This is a genomic window from Stenotrophomonas sp. 22LJNL06-5-1 (assembly GCF_056861455.1).
On record NZ_JBSPUE010000002.1, the window covers coordinates 255,444 to 281,373 of the forward strand.

General features: G+C 67.4%; 21 protein-coding genes. 6 read left to right on the forward strand and 15 right to left on the reverse strand.

Annotation, left to right across the window (positions count from 1 at the left end; genetic code table 11):
* Nucleotides 1–30 precede the first annotated feature (30 nt).
* From AC13GF_RS06850 to AC13GF_RS06860, 3 genes are read right to left on the reverse strand one after another with little or no spacing between them, the layout of a single operon-like run.
* Nucleotides 31–3,108 carry an efflux RND transporter permease subunit gene (locus AC13GF_RS06850; RefSeq protein WP_483004062.1) on the reverse strand — a complete coding sequence of 1,026 codons (3,078 nt, stop codon included), beginning with the start codon at nucleotides 3,106–3,108 and terminating at the stop codon, nucleotides 31–33.
* The gene (locus AC13GF_RS06855; RefSeq protein WP_483004064.1) at nucleotides 3,105–4,277 is read right to left on the reverse strand and encodes an efflux RND transporter periplasmic adaptor subunit; all 1,173 of its coding nucleotides are present in this window, start codon (nucleotides 4,275–4,277) and stop codon (nucleotides 3,105–3,107) included. The genes AC13GF_RS06850 and AC13GF_RS06855 overlap by 4 nt, the downstream gene beginning before the upstream one ends.
* Nucleotides 4,274–5,521 (reverse strand): TolC family protein, encoded by a 1,248-nt coding sequence (locus tag AC13GF_RS06860; RefSeq protein WP_483004066.1) that lies wholly within the window; start codon nucleotides 5,519–5,521, stop codon nucleotides 4,274–4,276. The genes AC13GF_RS06855 and AC13GF_RS06860 overlap by 4 nt, the downstream gene beginning before the upstream one ends.
* Before the next feature lie 62 nt (nucleotides 5,522–5,583).
* On the opposite strand from AC13GF_RS06860, the gene AC13GF_RS06865 reads away from it, so the two are divergent.
* Together AC13GF_RS06865 and AC13GF_RS06870 are read left to right on the forward strand one after the other, a co-directional pair.
* A complete protein-coding gene (locus AC13GF_RS06865; protein ID WP_005413615.1) occupies nucleotides 5,584–6,258 on the forward strand; it encodes a response regulator in 675 nt (224 codons plus the stop codon).
* A complete protein-coding gene (locus AC13GF_RS06870) occupies nucleotides 6,251–7,633 on the forward strand; it encodes a sensor histidine kinase (protein ID WP_483004068.1) in 1,383 nt (460 codons plus the stop codon). Before AC13GF_RS06865 ends, AC13GF_RS06870 begins: the two co-directional genes overlap by 8 nt.
* 148 nt (nucleotides 7,634–7,781) lie before the next feature.
* Here the strand turns inward: AC13GF_RS06870 and AC13GF_RS06875 are convergent, their stop codons facing one another.
* The 3 genes from AC13GF_RS06875 to AC13GF_RS06885 all read right to left on the reverse strand — a co-directional run bounded on the left by AC13GF_RS06875 (nucleotide 7,782) and on the right by AC13GF_RS06885 (nucleotide 10,975).
* A complete protein-coding gene (locus AC13GF_RS06875; RefSeq protein ID WP_483004070.1) occupies nucleotides 7,782–10,133 on the reverse strand; it encodes a GH92 family glycosyl hydrolase in 2,352 nt (783 codons plus the stop codon).
* 96 nt (nucleotides 10,134–10,229) lie between these two features.
* The gene (locus tag AC13GF_RS06880; RefSeq protein WP_483004072.1) at nucleotides 10,230–10,553 is read right to left on the reverse strand and encodes a thioredoxin family protein; all 324 of its coding nucleotides are present in this window, start codon (nucleotides 10,551–10,553) and stop codon (nucleotides 10,230–10,232) included.
* 5 nt (nucleotides 10,554–10,558) lie between these two features.
* A complete protein-coding gene (locus tag AC13GF_RS06885; protein ID WP_483004074.1) occupies nucleotides 10,559–10,975 on the reverse strand; it encodes a baeRF12 domain-containing protein in 417 nt (138 codons plus the stop codon).
* A gap of 162 nt (nucleotides 10,976–11,137) precedes the next feature.
* On the opposite strand from AC13GF_RS06885, the gene AC13GF_RS06890 reads away from it, so the two are divergent.
* The 3 genes from AC13GF_RS06890 (at nucleotide 11,138) to proP (ending at nucleotide 13,329) form a co-directional block, all read left to right on the forward strand.
* Entirely contained in the window at nucleotides 11,138–11,365 is a 228-nt protein-coding gene (locus AC13GF_RS06890; RefSeq protein WP_097047700.1) for a hypothetical protein, read from the forward strand.
* Nucleotides 11,366–11,450: 85 nt separating this feature from the next.
* Nucleotides 11,451–11,579 (forward strand): hypothetical protein, encoded by a 129-nt coding sequence (locus tag AC13GF_RS06895; RefSeq protein ID WP_254919678.1) that lies wholly within the window; start codon nucleotides 11,451–11,453, stop codon nucleotides 11,577–11,579.
* A 262-nt stretch (nucleotides 11,580–11,841) separates the two neighbouring features.
* Nucleotides 11,842–13,329: a glycine betaine/L-proline transporter ProP gene (gene proP / locus AC13GF_RS06900; RefSeq protein ID WP_483004076.1), complete on the forward strand. Its 1,488-nt coding sequence runs from the start codon at nucleotides 11,842–11,844 to the stop codon at nucleotides 13,327–13,329.
* Between the two features lie 36 nt (nucleotides 13,330–13,365).
* Here proP and AC13GF_RS06905 read toward each other — a convergent pair whose 3' ends face one another.
* The 9 genes from AC13GF_RS06905 to AC13GF_RS06945 all read right to left on the reverse strand — a co-directional run bounded on the left by AC13GF_RS06905 (nucleotide 13,366) and on the right by AC13GF_RS06945 (nucleotide 23,800).
* Nucleotides 13,366–14,025 (reverse strand): ATPase, encoded by a 660-nt coding sequence (locus tag AC13GF_RS06905; RefSeq protein WP_483004078.1) that lies wholly within the window; start codon nucleotides 14,023–14,025, stop codon nucleotides 13,366–13,368.
* Between the two features lie 3 nt (nucleotides 14,026–14,028).
* Complete coding sequence (locus AC13GF_RS06910; RefSeq protein ID WP_005413623.1) at nucleotides 14,029–14,370, reverse strand: type II toxin-antitoxin system prevent-host-death family antitoxin; 342 nt, start codon at nucleotides 14,368–14,370, stop codon at nucleotides 14,029–14,031.
* Between the two features lie 70 nt (nucleotides 14,371–14,440).
* Nucleotides 14,441–16,036 carry a sensor histidine kinase gene (locus AC13GF_RS06915; RefSeq protein WP_483004080.1) on the reverse strand — a complete coding sequence of 532 codons (1,596 nt, stop codon included), beginning with the start codon at nucleotides 16,034–16,036 and terminating at the stop codon, nucleotides 14,441–14,443.
* Between the two features lie 9 nt (nucleotides 16,037–16,045).
* Complete coding sequence (locus AC13GF_RS06920; RefSeq protein ID WP_019337750.1) at nucleotides 16,046–16,450, reverse strand: response regulator; 405 nt, start codon at nucleotides 16,448–16,450, stop codon at nucleotides 16,046–16,048.
* A 136-nt stretch (nucleotides 16,451–16,586) separates the two neighbouring features.
* Nucleotides 16,587–18,041: a surface lipoprotein assembly modifier gene (locus AC13GF_RS06925; protein WP_483004082.1), complete on the reverse strand. Its 1,455-nt coding sequence runs from the start codon at nucleotides 18,039–18,041 to the stop codon at nucleotides 16,587–16,589.
* A gap of 90 nt (nucleotides 18,042–18,131) precedes the next feature.
* Nucleotides 18,132–18,896 carry a Slam-dependent surface lipoprotein gene (locus AC13GF_RS06930; protein ID WP_483004084.1) on the reverse strand — a complete coding sequence of 255 codons (765 nt, stop codon included), beginning with the start codon at nucleotides 18,894–18,896 and terminating at the stop codon, nucleotides 18,132–18,134.
* A 53-nt stretch (nucleotides 18,897–18,949) separates the two neighbouring features.
* Nucleotides 18,950–22,072, reverse strand: a complete 3,123-nt coding sequence (locus AC13GF_RS06935; protein WP_483004086.1) for a TonB-dependent receptor — start codon at nucleotides 22,070–22,072, stop codon at nucleotides 18,950–18,952.
* 182 nt (nucleotides 22,073–22,254) lie between these two features.
* Nucleotides 22,255–23,214, reverse strand: a complete 960-nt coding sequence (locus AC13GF_RS06940) for a FecR family protein (RefSeq protein WP_483004088.1) — start codon at nucleotides 23,212–23,214, stop codon at nucleotides 22,255–22,257.
* Between the two features lie 82 nt (nucleotides 23,215–23,296).
* On the reverse strand, nucleotides 23,297–23,800 hold the full coding sequence (locus AC13GF_RS06945; protein WP_483004090.1) for an RNA polymerase sigma factor: 504 nt from the start codon (nucleotides 23,798–23,800) through the stop codon (nucleotides 23,297–23,299).
* 185 nt (nucleotides 23,801–23,985) lie between these two features.
* On the opposite strand from AC13GF_RS06945, the gene AC13GF_RS06950 reads away from it, so the two are divergent.
* Entirely contained in the window at nucleotides 23,986–25,929 is a 1,944-nt protein-coding gene (locus tag AC13GF_RS06950; protein ID WP_483004092.1) for a TonB-dependent receptor domain-containing protein, read from the forward strand.
* Nucleotide 25,930: the final 1 nt, after the last annotated feature.

The following is a 25,930-nucleotide window of genomic DNA, read 5'->3' on the forward strand; positions in this document are numbered from 1 at the left end:
GCCGAGCATGGGCTCGGCTCTACAGTGCCGTCAGTCGGCGCGAGCCTCGCGGCGCCGGTGTACCCAGTAATACAGCGTGGGCAGTACCAGCAAGGTCAGCAGCATCGCCGACAGCAGGCCACCAATCACCACCACCGCCAGCGGTTTCTGGGTCTCGGCACCGATCGCATGTGAGGTGGCCATCGGCAGCAGGCCAAACATCGCCAGCAGCGCGGTCATGAGCACCGTGCGCAGGCGCTGCAGCGAGCCCTGTATCACCGACTGCAGCAGGTCCATGCCCTGCTCTCGCAGCTGCGCGAAGCGACTGAGCATAACCACCCCGTTCAGCACCGCTTGCCCGAACAAGGCAATGAAGCCGATCGCCGCAGACACCGACAGCGGGATGCCGGTGAGCCACAGGGCGAGGATGCCGCCGATCATCGCCAGTGGCACATTGGCCAGGATCAGTGCGGCACTGCTGATGTCCTTGAAGGCATCGAACAGCAGCACGAAGATGATCAGCACCGACAGCGGAATCACCCATCCGAGCCGCTTCATCGCACGCTGCTGGTTCTCGAACTCGCCGGACCATTCCAGCCGGTAGCCTTCCGGCAGCTGCACGCTGGCATCCACGCGCTTGCGCATGTCGGCCACCACGCTGCCCATGTCACGCCCGGCGATGAAAATGCTCACCGCCTTGACCCGCTGCGCGTTCTCGCGCGAGATGTTGATCGCGCCGCTGGCCATGCGGAAGTCGGCCACGTCGGACAGTGTCACCGTGTGGCCATCGCCGATGCCCACCGGCACCGTGCGCAGCCGCTGCAGGTCACGGTCGGCGTCGTCCAGGCGCAGCGTGATCGGGAACCTGCGGTCGCCCTCCCACAGTTCGCCGACCTGGCGCCCGCCCAGTGCGGTCTCGATCACCTCGTCGATGTCGCGCACGTTCAAGCCATAGCGCGCAGCACGGTCGCGATCGATTTCGATCTGCAGCTGCGGCAATGAGCCGTCGCGGTCGATGAAGGCGCTTTCCACGCCCTCCACGCCACGTACCTGGCCCAGGATCGCCTGTGCCTGCTGGTTGAGCACGTCCAGATCCGAGCCGCTGACCTTGATCACCACCTGGCCCTTGATCTGCGAGATGCTCTCCAGGATGTTGTCGCGCACCGGCTGCGAGATCGAGAACTCCGGCCCCGGAATGCGCTGCTCCAGCGTGCGCTGCAGGTCGCTGACCAGCTGCCGCTTGTCCACGCCCTTCGGCCACTCCTTCTCGGGCTTCAACGCCACCAGCGCCTCGATCTGATTGGCGCCCTTGGCATCGGAGCCGTCTTCCGGGCGCCCCAGCTTGGCCACCACCGTCGACACCTGCGGGAAGGTGCCGACCAGCTCACGGATGCGCCGCGACTGCTGCTGCGCCTCGGCCAGGCTGGTGCTCGGGTCGAGCGTGGCGGTCAGCCAGATCGAGCCTTCGTCCAGCTCGGGCAGGAACTCCGAACCCAGCCGCGTGCCCAGCGCCAACGTGCCGACCAGCAGCGCAACCGCGGTCAGTACCACCGCACGCGGGCGGGCCAATGCGCGCTCCAAGATCGGCCGGTACCAGCCGGTCAGGCGGTCCATCAGCGGATTGCCGTCGCGCATGCGGTCGCGGCGCAGCCACCAGTAGCAGAACAGTGGCACCACGGTCAGTGCCAGGATCAATGCACCGATCAACGCCGAGGTCACCGAGTACGCCATCGGCGCGAACATGCGGCCCTCCTGGCGCTGCAGGGTGAAGATCGGGATGTGTGCGGCGATGATGATCAGCATCGAGAAGAACGTCGGCCGACCCACTTCCGATGCAGCCGAAAGAATGGTCGAGAAGCGTGTCTTCCGGTCTGCCGTAGGGGGCAGCTTCGACAATCGCGAGACGATGTGCTCGGTAACGATCACCGCGCCATCGATGATGATGCCGAAGTCCATCGCACCCAACGACAGCAGGTTCGCCGGCACGCCCCACAGATGCAGGCCGAGGAAGGTCGACAGCAGCGCCAGCGGCATCATCGCCGCCACGATCAGCGCGGCGCGGGCGTTGTACAGGAACAGCCACAGCACCAGGAACACCAGCACTGCGCCTTCCAGCAGGTTGCGGAAGACCGTCTTCAGCGTGGTCGTGACCAGCCACGAGCGGTCGTAGAACGGCTCGATGCTGACCCCGGCCGGCAGCTGGTTCGCTTCGATCTCGGCGATGCGTGCATGCAGGGCGTCCAGCACGTCGGACGGATTTTCGCCCTTGCGCATCAGCACCATGCCGAACACCGCATCGTCATTGTCATCCTGGCCGACCAGGCCCTGACGCGGCAGGCCGGTATCGGCGATGCCGGCGAGGTCGCGCACCAGGATCGGCGTGCCCCCGCGCTGCGCCACCACCACGTTGCCGATGTCGGCCGGCGAACGCATCAGGCCCACACCGCGGATCAGGAACTGCTGCTGGCCACGCTCCACGTAGCCGCCGCCCGCATTCGAGCTGCCCTTTTCCAGCGCCTCGGCGAACTCACCCAGGCTGATGCCGCGGTCACGCAGCTTGTCCAGGTCCGGCTTGACCTGGAAGGTGCGCGCGAAGCCGCCGAAGCTGATCACATCAGCCACCCCGGGTACGGTGCGCAGGCTGCGCTCCATCGTCCATTCCTGCACGGTGCGCAGCTGGGTTGGCGTCATGTGCGGGCCTTTCAGCACATAACGGTAGATCTCACCTACCGCCGAGCTCATCGCCTCCAGTTCCGGGGTCACCCCTTCCGGCAGCTCCACGCCCTGCAGGCGCTCCAGCACCTGCTGGCGCGCGAAGTAGTCATCGGCCTTGTCGTCGAAGGTCAGGATGATCATCGACAGGCCGAACTGCGTATGCGAGAACACCCGCACCGAATGCGGGATGCCGGACAGTGCCACTTCCAGCGGCATCGTCACCTCGCGCTCGACCTCTTCGGCGGCCCGGCCCGGGTGCAGCGACACCACTGTCACCTGGGTGTCGGACACATCCGGGAAGGCTTCCACCGGCAGCACGCGGAACGCGGCAATGCCAGCACCGATGAACAGCAGCAGTGCCAGCATCACCATCAGCGGCTGGCGCAGGCAATAGGCAATCAGGCGATCGATCATGGGGCGGCGTGCCCCGTGCCGGTACTGGCGGCGGCCGGTGCGCTGTCCACCAGCTGCTGCAGCAGCAGGCCGCCCTCGACCACCACCCTGGCGCCTGCGGCCAGGCCCTCACGCACCCACAGCCGGCCATCGCCCAGTTCCTCGGCGCGCACGGCGTGGCGCACGAAGCGGCCCTTGCCCTCCTCCACGAACACCACCTGCTTGCCGTCGATCAACAACACGGCCGCATCGGGCAGCGAGACACCACCCTCGGCCGGCAACGCCACCTGGGCGCGCACGTACTGTCCCGCCTTGAAGCCGCGTGCGCGGTTGTCCAGCTCGGCGCGCGCCTGCACCACGCGGCGTTCGCTGTCGACGAAGTCATCCACGTGCTGCAGGGTCGTCTGCAGCAGTTGGCCATCGGCACCGGGTACGCTCACCTGCATGCCCGTCTTCATGCGTCCGGCCAGGCTCTCCGGCACATCCAGCAGCAGCCACAGGCGGTCCGGATCGCCAATCACCGCCAGCGGCTGTTCGCTGTCGGGGCTGACCGCCATGCCCGGGCTCATCCGCCGCTCCACCAACACGCCATCGATCGGCGCGCGCAGCGGCAGGCGCTGGTCGACGTGCTGGCCATTGCCATACGCCTTGGCGAAGGCGGTTGCACGCGCATGATCGGCCTGACTGCCGGCGAAGTTGGCCTCGGCCTCGTCCAGTTCGCGGCCCGACGCCACACCCGCCGCATGCAGCTCGCGGGTGCGCTCCAGCTCCTTTCGCGCCTGCTGCAGCTCGGCGCGGCCGCGCACGCCGTCGGCCTGGGCCTGGCCAAATTCGGGCGAGGTGATCCAGGCGATCACCTGGCCAGCCTTCACTTTCTGCCCCGGCTGCGCCTCGATGCGCGCCACCTGCCCCGCCAGCGGCGTGCGCAGCGCGCTGGAGCGCGTCTCGTCCCAGACCACCCGGCCCGGCAGCTGCAGGCTGGCGCTGGCGCCGGCGGCCACCGCCTCGCTGCGCAGCACGTCCAACTGCCGGCTGCCGGCAGGAAACTGGATCTGGCCAGCACTGATCTGCGGCGCATCCTCGGTGTAGGACGCCGGCTCGCGGCCACAGCCGCCCAGCAGGGCCAGCGCCAGCAAGGCCGGCAGCACGGCGTGTCGCGCCCGCGGGCGATGGGCGACGGTGGACTTCATCGGGACTCTCCTTCAGCAACGGATGTGGCCGCTTCCCAGCGCGCCAGGGCAATGGCATGGTCGGCACGCGCATCGATCAGCGCGGTCTCGAACTCGCGCCAGCTGCGGCGCGCATCCAGCAGATCGGTCAGGCTGGCGGCGCCGCGGCGGTAGGCCAGTTCGATGCCCTGCACTGCCTTGCGTGCAGCGTCGGACTGCAGCCCTTCGTAGTCGCTGCGGCGCTGCGCGGCGGACTGCGCGCTGGCCTGCAGCTGGTCCAGTTCGACGCGTGCTTCGCGCTGCCGCACCTGCAGCTCCAGCGCGGCATTGTCACGGTCGGCCTCGGCACGCTGGATCGCGCCGCGTGCACGTAACGGGCCGCCGAGCGGAATGGTCAATGACACACCCCAGGTGACGCCGCTGATGTCGGTCGGCTCGCGCTCGGCCTCCACGCCCAACTGGATGTCGCGGTGGCGCTCACTGCGCGCCAGTGCCACACCGGCGTCGGCCGCGGCCAGGCGCGAACGTGCCGCGCGTAGATCGGCGCGCTGCTGCGGATCGAACGCACGCACATCGGCGCTGCCCGCGGGGTCTGGCCACGGATCATCGGCGCTGAGGTCATGGCTGTCGTCGCGGCCGAGCAGCAGTCCCAAGGCATGCCGCGCATCGCGCAGATCCAGCGCCGCCTCGCGCGCCGCATCGGCCACCGCCAGGTCGTCCACCGCCAGCCGCGCGCGGTCGACCGGCGCCATCGCCCCTGTCGCAACCTGCTTGTCCGCCGCCGCCATCTGCTCGGCCGAACTCTGGCGGTTGGCATCGGCAATCTGCGCCCGCTCCTGGGCGCCCTTCAGGCCGAAATAGGTTTCATGCAACGCCACCTGCTGGCGGCGCCGCGCATCAAGCATCTCCAGCCCGGCCACTTCCAGCAACGCATCGGCCTGGCGGATGCGCAACGCGCGCTTGCCACCGCGCTCCCAGGTCCAGCCCAGGCCCACGGTGCTGTCCACCCGCTTGTCCTGCCAGCGCCCAGGGCCCATGCCATGCTTGGGGCTGATCTTGCTGGTGCCGATCGACAGTTCGGTGGCCGGGCGCAACGCCGCTGTCTGCGCATCGCCCTGTACCCCGCGCAACTCCAGCGCCGCCGCGCGCAGGTCCGGGTTATGTGCTTCCATCGCGCGCTGCGCATCCTGCAGGGACAGCGCCGATGCTACGGGTGCGCACAGGAGGGCGGCCAACACGGCCGCAAGACGAGGGGAGAAATTCATGCACGTCACGGTAAGGTGACGCACTTGCGCCAAACTTGCCCCAACCTTGCACGAAGCTTGCAATGCGAATCCTGCTGATCGAAGACGACGCCGCTCTGGCCGATGGACTGATCCGCGCCCTGCAGGGTGCCGGCCATCTGTGCGACCACCTTTCGCGCGGGCTGCACGCGCCCGCTGCACTGGCCAGCGCGCCGTATGACGTGATGGTGCTCGACCTTTCATTGCCCGACGTCGATGGCCTGGACCTGCTCTCGCGCCTGCGCAACGACGGCGCCACCCTGCCGGTGCTGATCCTCACCGCACGCGATGGTGTGGAGGACCGTATCCTCGGTCTTGACCGGGGTGGCGATGATTACCTGGCCAAGCCGTTCGCACTCGGTGAGCTGGAAGCCCGCCTGCGTGCACTGTCGCGCCGCCGCAGCGATGCACCGGCGCAGAAACGGCTGGGCCGGTTGTGCTTCGACAGCATCCGCAATGAAGTGCAGGTTGAAGGCCAGCGCATCGAGCTGACCGCGCGCGAGCTGTCGCTGGTCGAGGCACTGATGCAGCATCCCGGCCGCACGGTTACCAAGCAGCGCTTGTTCGACGCGCTGTACAGCTGGGATCACGAGGCCAACCTGTCGGTGATCGAAGTGCATGTCAGCCGCCTGCGCCGCAAGCTGGAACAGGCGCGTGCCGGCGTCGGCATCCGCATGCTGCGTGGGCTTGGATACCGGCTGGAGGCCGTGGGTGACTGAGCGCGTGCACAGCCTGCATGGCCTGCTGCTTAGGCGCCTGTGGCTGCCACTGCTGGTACTGCTGCTGTGCAGCGCAGTGGGTTCATTTGCGCTGGCCCGGTTCTATGCCGGCCAGGTCTACGACCGCTGGCTGCTGGACTCGGCGATGTCGTTGTCCGAGCTGGTGACGGTGCAGGAGGGTCGCGCTTCGATCGAGATCACCCCGGCGGTCTCGCGCATGTTCACCTGGGACACCGCCGACGAAGTGCATGGCGAGGTGGTCGACGCTGCAGGTGCGCGTTTGTATGGCGACCTGCCCGAAGCCCTGCCACGCCCCGCAATCGCAGCGGGAAATGATGACGACGCCGTCTACTACGACGCGCGCCTGCGTGGGCAACCGGTGCGCATGGTCGAAGTGGTGGTCAGCGCCGGACCGGGCCATGACATCCGGCTGCGCGTGGCCGAGACGCTGCGCAAGCGCCATCGGCTGGAGCGCAAGCTGCTGCTGACCAGCGTTCCGTTCCAGGCTGCGATCCTGGCACTGGCGGCGTGGCTGGCCTGGTCCGGTACCGGCGCTGCCGCGCGCCATGCCAACCTGGTTGCGCGGAAGCTGGCCAGCCCGCGACCGGATCCGTTGGCACCGTTGGACCCCGCGCAGGAGGCGCCGCGCGAACTGTGGCCGGCGGTGCAGGCCTACAACGCGCTGCTGCAGCGTCTGGACGCGATGCAGGATGCGCAGCGGCGCTTTGTCAGTAATGCCGCGCACCAGCTGCGCACGCCCTTGGCGGCGATGCAGGTGGAACTGGAGAGTTCATTGCGCCAGCACGACCCGCAGGCCCAGCAGCTGGCGCTGTCCGGCACACTGGCCGGGCTGGCCCGCTTGCAGCATCTGGTCAACCAGCTGCTGATGCTCAGCCGCTCGGAAGATCCGCATGGCAGTGCACTGCCACTGCAACCGGTGGACCTGGCTGCGTTGGCACGCGGCGTGGTGGAGCGCTACGCCGACCGTGCGCTGGAGGCGGGCGTGGACCTGGGCTACGAGGGGCCAGACGACGGCGCGCAGGTTCAGGGCGATCCGCAGCTGCTGCGCGAGGCGTTGGGCAACCTGCTGGACAACGCGCTGCACTACGGCGCCGTGCCCGGTGAGATTACCCTCGGCGTTCGGCAGGAGGCCGAAAGCGTGCGGGCATGGGTTGACGATGACGGCGCCGGCATTGCCGAAGCCGAACGCACGCGCGTCACGGAACGCTTCTACCGGGCCAGCAGCGAGGGGGATGGTTGTGGGCTGGGTCTGGCGATCGTGGCCGAGATCGCGCAGCGGCATGGCGCGACCCTGATGATTGATACCGCTCCGATCGGTGGCGCGCGGGTGGAGTTGAGGTTCCGTTCCCACTGACGTGCCGCGTGCCAACCAAGGTTGGCACCCACCCAAGGCACCCCGGCCGGCGGATTTCGGTAGTCGCCCATCTTGGTGGGCGCCGTTGATGTCCTGCATGCCAACCAAGTGCGGGGCAATGACGGCGGCAATGCGACGCCGCCCTGCATCACCGGCTCATCGAGTACGGCGCCTGCGCGCCCTGCCCCGGCCAGTCCTTGTTCGGCCCGGCCTGCATGCTGAAGCGCAGCTCGCCACCGGCCAGGATCTCGTCGTGGCGCAGGAAGGTGCGCTGCAGCGGCTTGCCGTTGAGGCTCACGCTGCCCACATAGGTGTGCTTGTCATCCAGGCCTTCGGCCACGATGGTGAACGTCTTGCCGTTGGGCAGGCGCATCGCGGTCTTCGGCAGGAACGGGCGGCCGAGGATGTACTCGCCCGAGCCCGGTGCCACGGGGTAGAAGCCCAGCGCGGTGAACACATACCACGCCGACATCTGGCCGACGTCATCGTTGCCGGCCAGGCCATCCGGACGGTCGGCGTACTGGGTGTCCATGATCTGCTTCAGGCGCGCCTGGGTGCGCCACGGCTGGCCAGCGTACGAGTACAGGTAGGCCACATGGTGGCTGGGTTCGTTGCCATGTGCATACCAGCCGATCAGCCCGGTGATGTCTTCCATGTGCTCGAAGATGGACGGATCGACCTTGGCGTTGAACACCTCGTCCAGGCGTGCGAGCAGCTTGTCGCTGCCACCGTGCGCTGCCGCCAGGCCGGCGACGTCCTGCGGCACGTACCACGAATACTGCCAGGCGTTGCCCTCGGTGTAGTCGGTACCGTAGCCGCTGGCGCTGGGGTCGAACGGCGTGCGGAAGCTGCCGTCGCGCTTGCGCGCGCGCATGAAGCCGGTGTCCTTGTCGAACGCGTTGCGCCAGTTACCCGCGCGCTTGTCGAAGGCCGCCGCGATATCGCCCTTGCCCATCGCCTGCGCCATGCGTGCGATGGTCCAGTCGTCGAAGGCGTACTCCAGCGTCTTGCTGGCCGCTTCACCTTCCTCGTCGATCGGCACGTAGCCCAGCTCGCGGTACTGCGCGATACCGTCATAGGGGCCGTAGTTGGCGGTCTCGACCATCGCCTTCAATGCCTTGTCGGCGTCGAAGCCACGAATGCCCTTCACGTAGGCGTCGGCGATCACCGGCACGGCGTGGTAGCCGATCATGCACCAGTCTTCCAGGCCATGGAACGACCATACCGGCAGCATGCCGTAGGGGCTGTGCTCATGGTGGGCCAACATCGAATTGACGAAGTCGCTGTTGCGCTTCTCCGGCTGCACCAGCGTCAGCAACGGATGCAGTGCGCGGTAGGTGTCCCACAGCGAGAACGTGGAATAGTTCGTGAAGCCATCGGCCTTGTGCACGGCATTGTCCGAGCCGCGGTACTGGCCATCGGCATCCATGAACAGCGTCGGTCCCAACAGAGTGTGGTACAGCGCGGTATAGGCACTGCGGCGAGCGTGCTCGGGTGCATCGATATCGAGCACCGACAGCGCCTGCGTCCATTCCTGTTTCGCCTGCGCACGCACGCGGTCGAAATCGAAGTCGGCCACTTCTGCGTCGAGGTTGGCAATGGCGCCGGCCTCGCTGACCGGCGAGATGGCAACCTTGACCACCAGCGGTGCATCCAGCTTGCCGAATGCGAAGGTACCGACCAGCTGACGGCCCTCGATCTGTGCGCGCTGGGAGGGATCCTTCTCGCCCGGCGGCGGGAAGCCCTTGTAGACGATGTCCTGCTCGGTGTTGTGCAATTCATGCCCGGCCAGCGGGCGCGAGAAACGCATCGCGAAGTACAGCTGGCGGCCCGGCGCCCAGCCGCGGGTTTCGCGGAAGCCGGTGACCGTGCCGTCAGCACGCAGCCGCACCCGCGACCACAACACCTTGCCCGGGTAGTCGTACATGCTGGTGCGCATGTCCAGCAGCACCTTGGCGTCGGCGCCCTTGGGGAAGGCGTAGCGATGCACGCCCACGCGCGCACTGGTGGTCAGCTCGGCGCGCACCTTGTAGTCGTCCAGGGTGACCGCGTAATAGCCCGGCTCGGCCTTCTCGTCAGCATGGCGGAACCTTGATGCATAGCCGCTGCGGGGCTTCTCCGGATCGCCCCGCTCCAGGCCGGGATTACCGGTGAACGGCATCAGCAGGATGTCGCCCAGATCGGAATGGCCGGTGCCGGAAAAATGCGTGTGCGAGAAGCCGACGATGCTGGTGTCGTCGTAACGGTAGCCGGCCGCCCAGCCATAGGCCTTTTCGCGCGGCTGGATGCGCGTGTCCGGGCTGAGCTGGACCATGCCGAACGGCACCGTTGCACCCGGATAGGTGTGGCCTTCCCCACCGGTGCCGATGAACGGGTCGACCGAGGCATAGGCCTTGTCGGCGGCAGTTCTGGCTGGCGCGGCCGAAGCCAGGCCGGAAGCGAGCATCGCCGTGGCGGCGACAGCGATCAGGAGACGACGGTCCAGCGTGGGCATCGGCATTTGGATCGATTCAGATGGTAGTCGGATGCTAGCACCGGGCCTGTCACGCCGCATGCTGCAGTGCGACTTCCCCGCGTCCCACGCCCGGTTCAATCTTCAATCGGGAAGCGCGCTCTGCAACGCCATGAGGTCCGCGCTGTCCAGCGGCCTTACCACCCGCGCGACCTCTTCTCCATCGTGCAGCAGCACCACCGTCGGCCACAGCTTCACCTTGAACGCTCGCCCCAATGGCCTTCCCTTGCCATCCTCGACCTTCCAGTGCGGCAGATCGTTCGCTTCGACAAAGGCCTGCAACGCGGGCTGCGCGGCCTGGCAATGGCCACACCAGGGTGCACCGAACTCAAGGAGCTGCCAGCCGACCTGTGCCTCCACATCCGGGCGACCGGGCTCCGCCGACAGGTGATCGCGCATGAAAGGCATCCGCGCTACGCCGCCAGCGCCTTCTGGATATCGGCCAACGGCGCGTTGGTCAGGTCCTTGGCGATGTCGCCCAGCAGGCGGGCCTGGGTTTCCTTGTGCAGCAGCGGACGGATGCGCCCCAGCGTGGTCGGATCCGCGATCAGCACCAGATGTGCATAGCGGTTCTTCAACGCATCCTCATTGAGCTGTTCCGCCACCTGCTTGGCGAACGTGGCCTCATTGAGCTGCGAGACCGACATGTCCTTCGGTACTGCACCCGCAGGCCCCTGCCCGGATACACCCTGCTCGCTGAGGTCCTGCAGGCGCAGTTCGCCTTCCTGCTTCAGGGTCAACTGGTGGTTGCTGCCCACGTTGGTGAACACCCGTGCCGAACCACCGTCGGCTACCACGATCAGCGTTCCTTCGGGAATCGTCCGCGCCATTGCATCCTCCATCAATCCGAAAAGTGGGTGTGCGCTCCACCTTATGCACGCCGATGTCACCAGAGCGCGTACAGGATGTGATCCCGTCATCGCAATCTGCAATCAGCGCTAAATTTGTCCGGATGCCTGCCGCTATGGCCTCCATCATCGCGAGGAACCTCTGTGTACGCTGGCTCACTGTTCCACGTCTGCTTTGCCACCAGCCTGGCGATCGCCGGCTGCGCAGGTTGCATCCATCAGTTCCTGTTGGGCCAACCGCTGTTCGCATTGGCCATCATGTTCTCCGTGCTGACGATGATCGGCGCCGCCCTGGTCACGCGCCGGCTGGCGCTGCCCGGCGCGCTGGCCATGGCCTGCACCGTGTTCGGGTTGATGGCGAAATCGGCCTGAGGCATCTGAACAGGCAGCGTGGAACACAGCGTGCAGATCAGTCCGCTTCGCTGCACGCTCACGCCGATGCCGTTATGATGAATCAATGATCGACAAGACCCACTACGTGACGGGCGCACCTGTTACGTGGGAAGCACTGCCGACCGGCGCTTCGCTTGCCACGAATGCTCCCGCCCTGCATTTCCATCGCCTTGCGCTGGATCCCGGCGGATGACGCCCGCAGGCCCTCTTGCCTGCACCCCCTACGCTGATGTGATACCCGGCCGCTGACTGCGCGGTCGTTGTGATCCCGTTGTCGCGTCTCCGCCCCTGCGGCGGTGCTTTGCCGTGCGCGTGGCGTTGCGCCTGCACACATTTCCCGGCCCCCACGCCACCCATCGATGCCCCCGCGCCACTTGCGCCCGCATCGCCGTTTCCGATTTCCGGGACACACCACACCGCCCATTCCCCTATTCCATACCTACAAGGGAGACCCCATGCAGGATACGCCCGAGGCACATGCCCATTTCGGCTGGTTCAAACGCCGCCGCCACCTGAAGGTCGATGAGATCACCGTCGTCGACAAGCCCATGCTCAAGCGCGCCGTCGGCGCCGCCGCACTCGGCAATGCCATGGAGTGGTTCGACTTCGGTGTCTATGGCTATCTCGCCGTCACCATCGGCCAGGTGTTCTTCCCGTCCAGCAACCCCACCGCACAGGTGATCGCTGCCTTCGCCACCTTTACCGTGGCATTCCTGGTGCGGCCGCTCGGCGGCCTGGTGTTCGGCCCGCTCGGCGACCGTTATGGGCGCCAGAAAGTACTGGCGTTCACCATGATCCTGATGGCGCTGGGCACGTTTGCGATCGGCCTGATTCCCTCCTATGAGCGCATCGGCATCTGGGCGCCGGTACTGTTGCTGCTGGCGCGCGTGGTACAGGGGTTCTCCACCGGCGGCGAGTATGGCGGTGCGGCCACCTTCATCGCCGAGTATTCCACCGACCGCAACCGTGGGTTGATGGGCAGCTGGCTGGAGTTCGGCACGCTGGGCGGCTACATCGCCGGCGCCGGTACCGTGACCGCGCTGCACATGCTGCTGAGCAGCGAGCAGATGCTGGACTGGGGTTGGCGTATTCCGTTCCTGGTGGCCGGCCCACTCGGCCTGCTCGGCCTGTACATGCGCATGAAACTGGAGGAAACGCCGGCCTTCCGCGCCTTCGCCGAGGAAGCCGAGAAGCGCGAGCACGATCGTCCGGGGCTGGGCGCTCTGTTCCAGGTACATGGCCGCCAGCTGCTGGTGTGCATGGGCCTGGTGCTGGTATTCAACGTCACCGACTACATGCTGCTGACCTACATGCCCAGCTACCTCAGCGTCACCATGAACTACGCCGAGAGCAAGGGCCTGCTGCTTATCATCATCGTGATGCTGGTGATGATGCCGCTGAACATCGTCGGCGGATTGTTCAGTGACAAGCTTGGCCGCCGCCCGATGATCATCGGTGCCTGCATCGCGCTGCTGGTGCTGGCCGTGCCCTGCCTGCTGCTGATCGGCAGCGGCAACGACTGGCTGATCTTCCTCGGCCTGATGCTGCTGGGACTGGCACTGGTGTGCTTCACCAGCTCGATGCCGTCCACGCTGCCGGCGCTGTTCTACACCCCGGTGCGCTACAGCGCGCTGTCGATCGCCTTCAATGTGTCGGTGTCGCTGTTCGGTGGCACCACGCCACTGGTGACCGCGTGGCTGGTGGAACGTACCGGCGACCCGCTGGTGCCGGCTTATTACCTGATGGGCGCGGCGGTGATCGGCCTGGTGACCATGCTGTTCGTGAAGGAGACCGCCGGCCTGCCGCTGCGCGGTTCACCCCCGGCAGTGGGCAGCGACAAGGAAGCGGCCGCCCTGTTGAAGAGCGATGTGCCGGTAACGGTGGACCCGACCTTGCCGTCGCTGCCGGACGTTGCGGAGCCCGAGCAGGTGAAGCCGGCCTGAGGCCGGCACGAAACGCCATCCACGCAGGGCGTGGATCTACTGGACGGGTAGCGCCGGGCCATGCCCGGCGACATCCGGGGTGTTCAATTCCATCGCACGCATTACGATGGGTTTGGCCCAGTCCGGCGTATGCAGCAGTTCGGCGACCGAGACCGGGTACTGCAGCTGGCCATGCGCCATCGCCAACACCGGCAGCGGCTCAGCGCACCCGTCGGCGTCGGCGGGCGCGCTGTTGTCGTAGACATGCAGCTCGGCCAGGTGTGGCAGCAGTTCCAGCAGGTTCTCGCGCGCCGAATCGAAGCGGGCGTGGATCTTCTCCACCGGAATGTCATGGCCACCGGCCGCTACCCGCGCGGCGACGCGGGCGATGTGCAGCTCGACGCTGGCCAGGCCGCAGAACCATACCGCCACATGATGCTGCTCACAGGCCTCGCGCAGCAGGCCTGGAATGGTGTTGCCGCCCAGCGTGGTCTCGAAGGCGAAGTCCGTGCCATCGGCCATGGCCTGGCGCAGGCGGCGGGTGCCTTCCTGCCAGGCCTCGGCATTGGCGTCGGGCAGCGGCCAGCCTGCCTCCACCAGGCGGCGGGTGAACGAATCAGGGTTGAACCAGCCCAGCCCTTCGGCTGCCAGCCAGGTACCCAGCAGCGAACTCTTGCCGGCGCCATTGACGCCGGCCAGCACCAGGATCCGCCCCATCGGTCAGAGCGGACGGCCGAGGGTGACCTTGCGGCCACGGCGGATCGGCTGGCCCAGCACCTTGCCCAGCCCCTCCCCGCGCTGCAGGCTGGCCAGGGTCTGGTCAAACTCACCGCGCAGGCGCAGCAGTTCTTCGCTGCGCTCACCGGCATCGCCGCCAGCGGCCTTGGCCAGCAGTTCCTGGTAGGTGCGGATGTCCACGATCACCGCTTCGGGGTGGTTGTGGTTGGTGATGACCAGCGCCTGCTTCTCGCGCACGGTGCGCATCAGGCTCGGCCAGCCACGGGTCTTCACCGACGACGCGGGGGCCTTTTCGAGGCCAGGCAGATCCAGCGGCAGGGTCATGGCACGGCTCCAGACGGGGACAGTTGAGGCCATTATGCCCAATTTGGCCCAATTGGGGATAAATGGACCTTTACCTGCCGGAACCATCCGCCGCCGCGCCCGGGGCGTCGGTCTGCAGGAGGCTGTCTCGCTCGCGCAGCGGGAAGCGGATCCAGGCATCCAGGCCTTGCGGGCCAAAGCGCAGCTCGCCACTGCCGGCCAGCTCGTACGGCACGCGCTGCTCGATCAGCGCCCGGCCAAGGCCACGCTGCCGGGGCAGCTCCCAGTCCTCCACCTCGGCATGGCGCTCGCACCAGTGCAGCCCCAGCCATGGCTGGCCGGCCTGAACCTGCAGATCCCAGGTCACCTCGATCCGGCCATCCTCATGGGTCAGTGCGCCATGCCGCAGGGCATTGGTCGCCAGCTCGTGAATCGCCAGGGACAGTACTTCGGCCGCCTTCGGCGGCAGCAGCACGTCCTCGCCCTGCAGGCGGTAGGCGGCCGCTGCCGGCGCCTGCGCCGCGATCTCCTCATCGAGCATGCCACGCAGGCAGACCCCGGCATTGGCACCTCGGGTCAGCAGGCTCTGCGTGCGTGCCAGCGACATCAGTCGCCCGCACAACCGTTCAGCGTATTCATCCACGCTGCTGACCGACTCGCGGGTCCGCCAGGCAATGGCATGGATGGTCGACATGATGTTGCGCACCCGGTGCTGCAGTTCGGCCAGCAATACAGACTGGCGCTCGGTGGCACGCTTGAGATCGTCGATGTCCACGGCGATGGCGAATACCCCACTGACCTCACCGTCGCCATCACGCAGGGGCGCGGCCGCGACCCGGGTCCAGCGCGCGCGGCCATCATCATGCAGGTACTGGAACTCCAGCCCCGGTACCACGGTCTCGCCGCGCATCGCACGGGCGATGGCGAAATCCTCCGGCCCGATGGCGCTGCCGTCCGCATGCCAGCCGCGCCAGCGATGCAGGTTGGCCTCATCGGTGGAAGGCACCTTGCCGCTGGGCAGGTAGGCACGCATCTGGTCGTTGGACAGCAGCATGCGGCCCTGCAGATCGACGATGCACAGGCCCACCGGCAGCATCCTGAAGGCCAGTTCGAGGCGTCGCTCGCTCTCGCGCCGCCGTAGTTCCTCACGCTCGCGCGCGGCCAGCGCCAGATGCGCGGCGGTGGTCTCGAACATGGTCACCAGCACGCCGTTGATGCGCCCTTCCTCGCCGCGGATCGGGCTGTAGGTGATGGTGAACCAGATGTCTTCCAGACGCCCCCGGCGGACCAGCGGATACAGCTTGTCCTCGAAGGTGAGCGTCTCGCCCTGCCAGACACGGGTGTAGAGCGGGCCGTTGATGTGCCAGACCTCGGGCCAGCACTCGCGGGTCGGCTGGCCGAGTCCACCGGGATGCTTGTCAGCCAGGATCTCGGCATAGCCATCGTTGTAGAGCTGCACCAGCTGCTCGCCCCACAGCACGATCATCGGGAAGCCATGGGCCAGCATCAGGTCGACGGTGGCGCGCAGGTGGGGCGGCCACTGCTCGCAGGCACCCAATGGTGTGGATGACCAGTCGTGGCGGGCGATGCGCGCGGCCATGCCATCATGGCGCGCATGCAGGCGCGGCGCAGGTGGCATCGCGCCACGCAGCTTGGCGGCGTGGATGCCTTCAGGACGGCGCGACATGCCGCGCAATCAGGCGATGCCCGCAGAGACCTGCGGCGCCGCCACCAGCCCGGCCAGCTGCTGCACCAGGGTTTCGATGTGATAAGGCTTGGTACAGCGCGGCGCGCTGGCGAAGCGGCTGGGCAGGTTGTCGTCGTAACCGGAGGTCAGCAGGAAGGGCGTACCCGCCTCGGCCAGCCGATCGGCCAGCGGATAGACCTGCTCACCGCCCAGGTTGATGTCCAGCAATGCCACATCGATGGGATGGGTATCGACCAGCTGCCCCAGCGCCTGCAGGTCACCGGCAGGCCCCACCACCTGTGCGCCTTTCAGCTCCAGATAGTCGACCAGGAACATCGCGATGGCGAATTCATCCTCCGCCACGAGTACACGCAGCCCTTTCAGGCCCTCTGGTTTGTTGCCCGCTTCCAGCACGACCGGCGCTCCTCGATACACGCGGCCCACCTCTGCCGCAACGCCCGCAGGATGCGCGAACCGGGCTACAAGAGCGCGTGATGATGGATGAAGATCGCGGCCACGGCACGTTCACCGCAGCGTTGCAGCGGCGCGTTCAGAAGGCGCGCTCCCATTTCAGGCTGAGCAGGCTGCGGTCGTGGCTGTACAGCCAGCCGACGTTGCTGTCGATGCGCGCATAGCGCAGGCTCAGGCTGGGCACCAGCCCGGCCACCGCCAGGCGCTCGCTGCGGACGACGGCGATCAGGTTCTGTTCGCTGTCCTCACGCCGCGCCTCCAGCAGCGGGCTCCACGCGTCGTAGTCGCGCTCGCGCAACGACACGAATACGGTGGCGGTGGTGCCCGTCCACTGGCGCGCCGCCCCCAGGCGCAGGCCATGCTGGCGGTAACCGTTGGCCGGATTGGCGGCGCGGCTGTCACTCAGGTCCAGCCCGGCAAAGAGGGTCCAGCGCGGGTTGAGCGCACGGAACCAGGTGGCATACACCGCAGCCAGCTCACCATCGTAATTGCTGGCCAGGCCGCGCTGGCGATAGCGCTGGCGCTTCCAGTCGGCCTCCAGCTTGAGCAGGCTGCGCGCGTCCAACGCATATTGCCATTCGCCATGCAGCCCGCTGCCGCCCTGCAGGGCCCGGTTGCCCAGGCCCTGGTAGTCATAGCTCGGCGCGATCTGCAGGGTATGCCGTGCGCTGCGCCAGCTGTAGCCCGCCTGCACGCTCGCATTGAGCTCGTTGTAGGCGCTGTGCCCGCGCCATGCCTGGCCGAACGCGAGCCCGCGCACATAGACGCCGTGATGCCCGGCCAGTGCCCAGCGACGTTCGAGGTTGCCGTCGTAGTCCAGGCCCATGGCGCGCTGGGCATCGGGAAGATTGCGCTGGATGATGCAGGTGTCGCCCACTCCGAACAGGCAGGTGCGGCTGGCCGAGCTGCGGTTGATGTTGTCGCTCCATGCCGGGCCGGCTGCCAGCGCTCCTTTCCAGCGCTTGCGCGCCTTCAGCGCAGCCAGGTAGGCGTCCACCCGCCCGCGCACACCTGCGGTGGCGGGGTCGTCGGCATTGATGCCACCGGCGATGGCTGCGAACAACGCCTCCGCATCGCGGTCGCGCTGGTCCTCGGCATAGACACGTGCAAGCTCAAGGCGGGCCGGCAGGAAATCCGGCTGCGCCGCCAGCAGTGCTTCGTACTCGTTGGCCGCGCGGTGGTGATTGCCGGCCACCCGCGCCAGGCCGCCCTGCGCGTAGTGGCGCAGCAACGGGTCGTGGCCGGGCAGTTCGATGTATTCGTCCAGGAAGCGCTGCGCTGCGCCCCATTGCTGATGCTGCAACGACAGGTACAGCGCCTGGCCCAGATCGTCGACCGTGCGCTCCACGCGCAGGGTCTGGCCGTCGATGGTGATGGTCGGTCGCGCCGACTCGGCCTGCTGCAGGCGCTGCTGGTCCTGCTGCTGGTGGCGCAGCTCGCTGCCCTGCTCCAGCACACGACGAAGATCATCCTGCTGGGCGCGCACATCGGCAGCCGCCAGCAACAGGATCACAAGGAAGATGGGATGGCGCATGGTCGATCCGTGGTGATGCATGCAGCGGGCCGAAGCAGGGACTGGCGGATCGCGGCTTGTCCCTGCCCTGCCCCGTCAGGGGCGTGGCAATCAGTTCTTGCTGCCGCCGAAGGCGGTGTCGTACTGGCTGTTGCCGGCGAAGGTGGCGATGCCGGCCAGGGTGGCGGCGTTGGCGCCGAAGAACTGGCCCTGGGTGGTGCCGTTGACGCTGCCGTTGACGTTGGCCGAACCGGCGAACGATGCATCGGCACTGTTGATGTTGGCAACGATGGCCAGGGTCAGGCCATTGCCGGACAGCGCACCATCCAGGGTGCCGGCGCCGAAGTCGGCGTCGAAGGTGCCGCTCAGCAGGTTGCTGCCGTTGAACTTGTTCAGGCCGGCCACGGTGTAGGACGCCACGCCGGCGGGCAGCGTGGTACCGGCGCGGTCACCAACGAAGTAGACCTGGCGGTTGTTGAAACCACCGGCAGCGCCATCCTTGGACCATTCGCCGAACCAGACATCGCCACTGCCGACCTTGACGAAGTTGAAGTGGCCCATGCCGGCGTGGCTGCCCGGTGCGCCGGTGATCGGCATGGCCAGGGTACGTACCGTCACGCCATTGACGGTGGTCGGTGCCGAGTAGGCGCTCAGGCCCTGGAAGTCCACCGGCTTGGCCTGGGACACGGTGCCGACACCGATGCCGGCCTTGCCAGCGCGGTGCGGGCCGCCATTGACCTGCGATTCGCCAACCGCCACGTACAGCTCGGCATCGGTCTTGGCACTGGCGGCACCGACGATATCGGCAGCATGCGCGGCACCGACCAGAGCCAGCGAGGCGGCAACGGCGAGCACCGAACGGGAGATCATTTTCATGGTATTGCTCCTTGGTTGAGGGAACTACGGGTACAACGCTTGAAGGTGGGAGATCAGAAACGCGCGGTGACGCCGAGCTTCAGGGTGCGCCCCGGGGCTGGCAGCGTGGACCGCGTGGCTGGATCGACGTAGTAGCCGTTGCCGAGGTTGCTGCCGACCAGTTCGACGCTGGCATGCTCGTTGAAGCGCCAGCGCGCATAGGCATCGACGGTGGTGATGTTTCCCCAGGTGAACGGCACGTTCTGCCAGAGCAGGCCGCTGCCACCGCTCAGCAGGCGGTCACGGTAGGCCTGCAGGTCAGGATTCTCGTGCCGCTGGTAGTGCACGATGCGGCTGCCCAGCTCCAGGCGCTCATCGAACAGGCGCGTGCCCAGCGACCAGTTGATCGACAGCTTGGGAATGGCCTGGGTCAGCAGGTAGCCACCGACGAAACCATCCTGCACGCAGTTCGGGACCAGGCCGCGGTTCGCGTCCAGGAGCACCGCCGTGCTCTCGTCACACACCTCGTTTTCCAGCGTGCGGGTGATGCCCAGGTCGGTGAAGAAGCGCCGGTTGTCGAAGCGCGCCTGCAGTTCGATGCCACGGATGGTCTGCTTGTCGATGTTGTCGAACAGGAAGTTGCCATCGCGTTCGATCACGTCACGGGTCTTGTGCACGTAGTACGCCAGCTTGACGTCGGCATCGGCGGTGTTGCCGAACAGGGCCGACAGGTTGTGCACGTAGCCCACCTCGTAGTTGTAGGCGTGCTCGGGCTTGAGCGCATGCAGCGGATTGAGGCTGCCGGAGAAGGCGATGGTGCTTTCGAACATGCTCGGGAAGCGCACCGCTTCGCTGTAACGCACGTAGGCACGGGCGGCCGGGGACAGGTGTGCAGTGGCCGAGAAGGTCGGCAGCCAGGCATGGTCGCGGCGGCGGCTGTTGCGTCCATCGACCGGCTGCGACTGTACGCTGTTGCCGATGTTGCAGACCTGGTCGCTGCCGGCGAACACCGGCTGCACGCCGGGAATGGCCGCCACTTCGCCATTGAGGCAGGGATTGCCGGCGCGGGTGTAGTTGCCATCGGCATCGGGCAGCCAGGGCCGCGTGTACCTGACCGGACGCGGCGTCTCGTACGGTGCCAGCAACGCACGGATGCTGTCGTCGATGAACCAGCCCATGCCGCGCTTTTCCCATACGGCGCGGCGTGCTTCCAACGCGTCGATGCGGGCCTGCAGATTGGCGGGACGGGGCGGCAATTCGTTCACGGTGTACTGCGCTTCCTTGCCACCTACGCCCTTGGTCAGCAGTTCGGGGTGCGCCTCGAGGAAATCGTCGAAGGCCCAGTAGCGGCTGTAGCGCACGCCTGCATTGAGGGTGAGGAAGTCGACCGGCCGCCACTCCAGGGTGAGGTAGCCTTCACCCTCCTGGCGGCGCCCGGCACGCGGGAACATGCGCCAGCCATCGGTGGTGCCGAAGTACGGATCGCGGGACCCCAGCTTCTCGTACTGCCAGTTGCCGCCCACGGTCAGGTCCAGGGTCGAATGCAGCGCGAAGCGGTTGCTCAGGATCAGGCCGGTGCGGTCATTGCGCGCGTTGGCCAGCGCGGTGTTGCGCAGGATCGGGCTGGCGTCCGGATTCCATGCCGGATTACCCACCGCGAAGTTCGGGAAGCCGCCAGCGCTGTAGGTATCGCTTTCCGTTTCCGTGCGCCACAGGTTGGCGTACAGGTCCAGCCAACGACTGCCGGCGGGCTGGAAACGGTACTCCAGGTTCCACGCATCCGAATCGACCCGGCTGAGCGGCCACTGGATGCGACCGTAGTCCGGAGCCGACAGGATGCGCGACGGCATGATCTCGCCGTAGTGCGACAGCGTGCGCCGCCAGGTCGCCTTCAACTGCTGGTCATCGTTGATCTGCCAGCTGCCCTTGACCAGCCAGGACTCCTGTTCGCTGGAGGTATTGGGCACTTCATCGCCGGGCTTGAAGTAGCGCGCCAGCGTGGTGATGTAGTCGATGCCCTGATACTCGAACTGCTCGCGCCGGTCCTGTTCGTAGTAGGCGCTGCCCTTGGTCCCGGAGAAGTAGTTGCCGCGCTTGCGCCAGGCGTAGGCGGCCATCAGGTCGACGTTGTCGCCACGCACGCCCAGCGCAAGGCGCCAGGCCTGGTCCTCGCCATCGAAGGGGTTGTTGCCACTGCGCGACTTCACTGGCACCACCAGGGTGCGGTCGTCGTAGGGTGAGTTCGGCGAGCCCTGCGGGAAGCCCGGCACGGTGCGGTAATCCTCGCCGGTGTGCAACCGCGGCAGGCGCGGTGCCACCGCATTGCTGCTGCCTTCGATCTTCAGCTCCCCGCCGAAGCGCTCGCCGGCAGCGACGATGTCATCGACGTCGATGGTCTTGATCACCAGCGCGCCACCGATCCCGCTGTGCACATCGCGCACCAGCCCTGGCCCCTTGATGACCTGGATGCCACCAATCAGGTTGGGATCGATGTAGTTGCGGTTGCTGACGCCGTTGTAGCCACGCCAGACCGTGAGTGCCTGTTCGCCGCCGTCGATGCTGACCGGTACCCGCCCGGGCCCCTGGATGCCACGGATGTTGACGTCCAGCGCGCCGCTGTTGCGCGCATCGCCACTGAACACACCGACCAGATCCTTGACCACGTCGGCCGGATTGGAGCCACGGTAACGCTCCACCCGGTCGCGCCCCGAATACGCCGTGGTCAGGTCCAGCGCGAACACATCATCGTAGCCACGCCGATCGCGGGCCTCACCCCCTTCCGACTGAAGGCGACCGGCCACGTCCAGTGTTTCGGTCACCCGCACCCCTTCGCCCTCACCCGCCTCCGCTGCGGCCCGCAGGCTCCAGGTACCGTCCATGCCGCGCTGTGCACGCACGCCGCTGCCGCGCAACAGCTGCTGCAGCGCCTGCATCTGGCTGTACTCACCTTTCACTGCGCTGGAGCGGCGGCCTTCCACCAGGTCGCTGCGGAACACCACCTGCACATCGGCCTGGCGGCCAAAGGCGCGTACGGCATCAGCCAGTGGCTGCTCCGGAATGGTGTACTGGCGCACCGGCGCGACGATCGCCGGCTGCGCCTGCACGGCCGGCACCCAGGCCAGCGGCAGCAATGCGGTGGAAACAGCCAGGGCCAGAGCGGTGGCGCGACGATGACAGGCGGATGCCGTGGACGGCATGGACGGGAACTCCTCAAGCGTGGCGGAACCACGGGCACATCCGGTGCCGGTGGCATGTCTGGCTTGAGGAGAAACGGTGTTTCGCTCTGGCTATACCTCTATAGACAGCGGGGCACTGCGGGTGCCCACGGTTTTTTCATGTTTTTTTCATCTGGCGGGCCGTGCGCTGCGCCGCAGGCACCTCACCACACCACCAGCGCGCCGCCGGGCAAGCGCTGCACGCGTAGTCCCGCCTGTGCGGCCACCGCGTCAATGGCGGTCTCCGGCTGCTGCAGATGGAACAGGCCACTGACCCGTACGTCCGTGCCCTGCCCGCCCAGCACCCACACCGGAGCACGGCGGTAGCGCGCCAGATCGGCGATGGCCTGCGCGGCTGGCTGATCGTCGATCACCACCTCGCCCCGACGCCACGGCGCCACGGCATCCGGATCGGCCTGCCGCAGCGGCTGCAGCCAGCGACCGTCACGGAACACCCGTGCCTGCCCGGCATGCAGGCGCTGTACGCTGCCATCGCCAAGGCGCACATCCACTACGCCCTCACTGACCTGGATCACGACCGTGGTGTCCTGCATCGACACGCTGAAGGCGGTGCCGATATCACGCACCTGGCCGCCCGCCGCCTCGACCTGGAACGGGCGCGCCTCGTGTGCTACCTGGAACCAGGCCTGCCCGCGCAGCAGGCGCAGGTGCCGCCGCTGGCCATCGAACTCAACCGCCAGTGCGGTACCGGCGTCGAGTACGGCGGTGCTGCCGTCCTCCAGTTGCACCGCGCGCGGTGCATCGCTACTGCGCAGGTCACTGCGTGCCAGCAGCAGCAGCGCGTGCGGCGCAGCGGCAACCATCAGCACCACCGCAGCTGCGCTGGCCAGCAGCCACGGCAGGCGGCGCTGAGGCGCGATCGGACGCAGCCCTTGGCGATCAGCCGTCAACCCGGGCAGCGCGGCCAGCACGTCGGGCCCGGCGGCATCCAAGCCTTGCCAGAAAGCCTGCTGCTGGCGCCAGGCCAGCGCATGGCGAGGGTCGGCCTGCAGCCAGCGCTGCAGGGTTCGTTGCTGGCGTTCCGGCAGCGGGCCTGCACTGCACTGGATCACCCAGCGCAACGCCTGCCTGGCCTGACGCGGCGAGGGTTCGGACGTGGTCATGGTTGTGGCCTGCCGCACCACGAACGGGTGCGCCTTCCTGTTGTGACAACGGCGGGCGCGATCTGCCCACGGCAATCGCCGCTCATCGATGCATTCCCTGCTGGTGCTGCTGGATCAACAGCGCCGCGCGCAGCACATGCTTGCCCACCAGGCTCTTGGAAATACCCAGCCGGGCGGCGATTTCGCGCTCACTCAGGCCCAGGTAGCGGTTGAGCACGAAGCACTCGCGCACCTGGGCTGGCAGCGCGAGGATGGTCTGGGTGATCTCGCGCAGCTGCGCCTGGTCCAGCGCCTGCGCCTCGCCATCGCGACTGGCCTCGGCCATGTCGAGGGCGTACTCGGCCATCGCACGCCGCTCGCGGGCGTCGGACTGGCTGCGGTTGAGCGCGTGATGGTAGGCCATCCGGTACAGATAGCAGCGCGGCTCCAGGATGGGCGGATCGCCGGGCACGCTGCTGGCCTTCAGGTACAGGTTCTGCAGGGTGTCCTCGGTACTGGCCGGGTCGAGATAGCGCGCGATGAAGCGAGACAACGCACGGCGCTCGCGGATCAGCAGCTCGACCAGCGCCAGGGCATTGGGAGACATAGGTGCCAAGGCCGGACCGGGGAATGATGGGCGTGATGGCGACGGTCCGAGCCGGAATTGTAGGCGTCCCGCCGCGATACCGCACCCCCGTTCAGCGACGTCGCCACAGGCAGGACCTTCGGCCTATGAAGATTTCGTGAAGACAATGCTATGTTATATCGTCACATTCGTAGCGACCCCTTCCCATGTCCCGTTCCGTCCCCGCCCGCCGCCTGTCCGGCGCGATCCTCCTTGCCCTGGCCCCCGCACTGGCAGCGGCGGCCGACGCCCCTTCGCAGCTGGATCCGATCGTGGTGACCGCCACTGCCACCGATCGCCTGGCCAGCGACGCGCCCGCCTCCATCAGTGTGATCACCCGCGAGCAGATCCAGCTGCGGCCGGTACTGGACCTGGCCGACGCACTACGCGGCAGCCCCGGCGTGACCGTGGCCGGGGTCGGCTTCGGTCGCCGCGGCATCCGCATCCGCGGCATGGATCCGGGCTATACGCTGGTGCTGCTGGACGGCCAGCGCGTCAGTGCGTCGGCCGATGCCATCGCCCACTCGGATTTCGATCTGGGCTGGCTGCCTGCCGCCGCGATCGAACGCATCGAGGTGGTGCGCGGTCCGATGTCCTCCCTGTACGGCTCGGAGGCGCTGGGCGGCGTGGTCAACGTGATCAGCCGCCGTGCCACCGACGACTGGCAAGGCAACCTGGTCTACAACGCCGGTGTGGTTGGCGGTAACCGCGGCGGCAACACCGCACAGGCCGGCTTCTATGCCGGCGGCGCGCTGCTGCCGGGCACGCTGGGCCTGAGCGTGTTTGCCGAACACCGGCAGAAGGACGCCACCCGCGATCCGACCGACGACCGCCTGGACGAACAGGAGGGCCGGCGGGTCAATACTGGCCGCGCGGTGCTTACCTGGACCCCGGACGCGCACCAGCGCATCGACCTGTCGCACCTGCAGGGCAGCGAGGAACGCCGTCGCCATGCGCTGCAGGCCGGTGCCGCACCCTACGTCTACGAGACCATCGATGACATCCGTCGCCGCCAGACCACGTTGAGCCACCAGGGCGACTGGGACTGGGGGCAAACCCGGGTGAGTGCCTACCGTGCGACGCTGGACCGCGACAACCGTCGCGACCGCGGCGACGCCTCGCGGCCGCAGCAGCTGACCGACCAGATCGTCGATGCACGCGCGACGGTAGCGCTGGGTGCACGCCACCGCGTCAGCATCGGCGGGGAATGGCGGCGCCAGGAACTGGACGATGCTGCGGGTGCGCGCTCCGGCCATCTGCAGTCCGACCAGAGCGCGGTGTTCGTGCAGGACGAGATCCAGGTCAGCGACGCACTGTCACTGGTGTTCGGCAGCCGCGGCGACCGCCATCCCGAGTTCGGCTGGCACCACAGCCCGCGTGCGTATGCGGTGTGGCACGCCACCGAAGCGCTGACGATCAAGGGCGGCATCGGCAGCGGCTTCAAGGCGCCCAGCCTGAAGCAGCTGTCGCCGGAGTATTCCGCAGTGGGCGGCGGTGGGCGTTTCACCATTGTCGGAAACCCACAGTTGAAGCCGGAACAGAACACCAGCGCCGAGTTGTCGGTGGCCTGGCAGCAGCAACGCTGGTCGCTGCAGGCCACCGCCTTCCAGAACGACCTCAAGGATCTGATCCAGACCACCTGCGTGCGTGCCTGCGGTGTACGCGGTCGCGAACTGCGCAACTACACCAATGTGGCCCGTGCGCGCATTCGTGGCCTCGAGCTGGCCGGTACCGCACCGATCAGCGAGCATCTGTCGTTCGAGGCGAACTGGAGCTGGCTGGACCCGCGTGACCGCCAGACCGACCAATGGCTGCCAGAGCGTCCGCGCCGTAGCGGTGCAACTGCGCTGAACTGGCAGCGCGGACCGCTGCAGGCTGCGGTACGTGGCGAGTACATCGGCCCACAGCAGCAGGTGGCCGGCAGCAGCCAGGTGACCCTGCCCGACTACTGGCTGTGGTCGCTGGATGCGCGCTGGCGCGTGACCGCGGCGGTGAGCGTGGTAGTCGGCATCGACAACCTGGCCGACAAGCGGCTGGACGAAACCGGTGCGCTGTACCCGTACCCGGAAACCGGCCGCTACGTGCATGCCGGCATCGAACTGGCCTTCTGAC

Coding starts and splice junctions, on each gene's coding strand:
- AC13GF_RS06850 (WP_483004062.1), bottom strand. CDS start 3,108: ATGATCGATCGCCTGATTGCCTATTGCCTGCGCCAGCCGCTGATGGTG.
- AC13GF_RS06855 (WP_483004064.1), bottom strand. CDS start 4,277: ATGAAGTCCACCGTCGCCCATCGCCCGCGGGCGCGACACGCCGTGCTG.
- AC13GF_RS06860 (WP_483004066.1), bottom strand. CDS start 5,521: ATGAATTTCTCCCCTCGTCTTGCGGCCGTGTTGGCCGCCCTCCTGTGC.
- AC13GF_RS06865 (WP_005413615.1), top strand. CDS start 5,584: ATGCGAATCCTGCTGATCGAAGACGACGCCGCTCTGGCCGATGGACTG.
- AC13GF_RS06875 (WP_483004070.1), bottom strand. CDS start 10,133: ATGCCGATGCCCACGCTGGACCGTCGTCTCCTGATCGCTGTCGCCGCC.
- AC13GF_RS06880 (WP_483004072.1), bottom strand. CDS start 10,553: ATGCCTTTCATGCGCGATCACCTGTCGGCGGAGCCCGGTCGCCCGGAT.
- AC13GF_RS06885 (WP_483004074.1), bottom strand. CDS start 10,975: ATGGCGCGGACGATTCCCGAAGGAACGCTGATCGTGGTAGCCGACGGT.
- AC13GF_RS06895 (WP_254919678.1), top strand. CDS start 11,451: ATGATCGACAAGACCCACTACGTGACGGGCGCACCTGTTACGTGGGAA.
- proP (WP_483004076.1), top strand. CDS start 11,842: ATGCAGGATACGCCCGAGGCACATGCCCATTTCGGCTGGTTCAAACGC.
- AC13GF_RS06905 (WP_483004078.1), bottom strand. CDS start 14,025: ATGGGGCGGATCCTGGTGCTGGCCGGCGTCAATGGCGCCGGCAAGAGT.
- AC13GF_RS06910 (WP_005413623.1), bottom strand. CDS start 14,370: ATGACCCTGCCGCTGGATCTGCCTGGCCTCGAAAAGGCCCCCGCGTCG.
- AC13GF_RS06915 (WP_483004080.1), bottom strand. CDS start 16,036: ATGTCGCGCCGTCCTGAAGGCATCCACGCCGCCAAGCTGCGTGGCGCG.
- AC13GF_RS06925 (WP_483004082.1), bottom strand. CDS start 18,041: ATGCGCCATCCCATCTTCCTTGTGATCCTGTTGCTGGCGGCTGCCGAT.
- AC13GF_RS06930 (WP_483004084.1), bottom strand. CDS start 18,896: ATGAAAATGATCTCCCGTTCGGTGCTCGCCGTTGCCGCCTCGCTGGCT.
- AC13GF_RS06935 (WP_483004086.1), bottom strand. CDS start 22,072: ATGCCGTCCACGGCATCCGCCTGTCATCGTCGCGCCACCGCTCTGGCC.
- AC13GF_RS06940 (WP_483004088.1), bottom strand. CDS start 23,214: ATGACCACGTCCGAACCCTCGCCGCGTCAGGCCAGGCAGGCGTTGCGC.
- AC13GF_RS06945 (WP_483004090.1), bottom strand. CDS start 23,800: ATGTCTCCCAATGCCCTGGCGCTGGTCGAGCTGCTGATCCGCGAGCGC.
- AC13GF_RS06950 (WP_483004092.1), top strand. CDS start 23,986: ATGTCCCGTTCCGTCCCCGCCCGCCGCCTGTCCGGCGCGATCCTCCTT.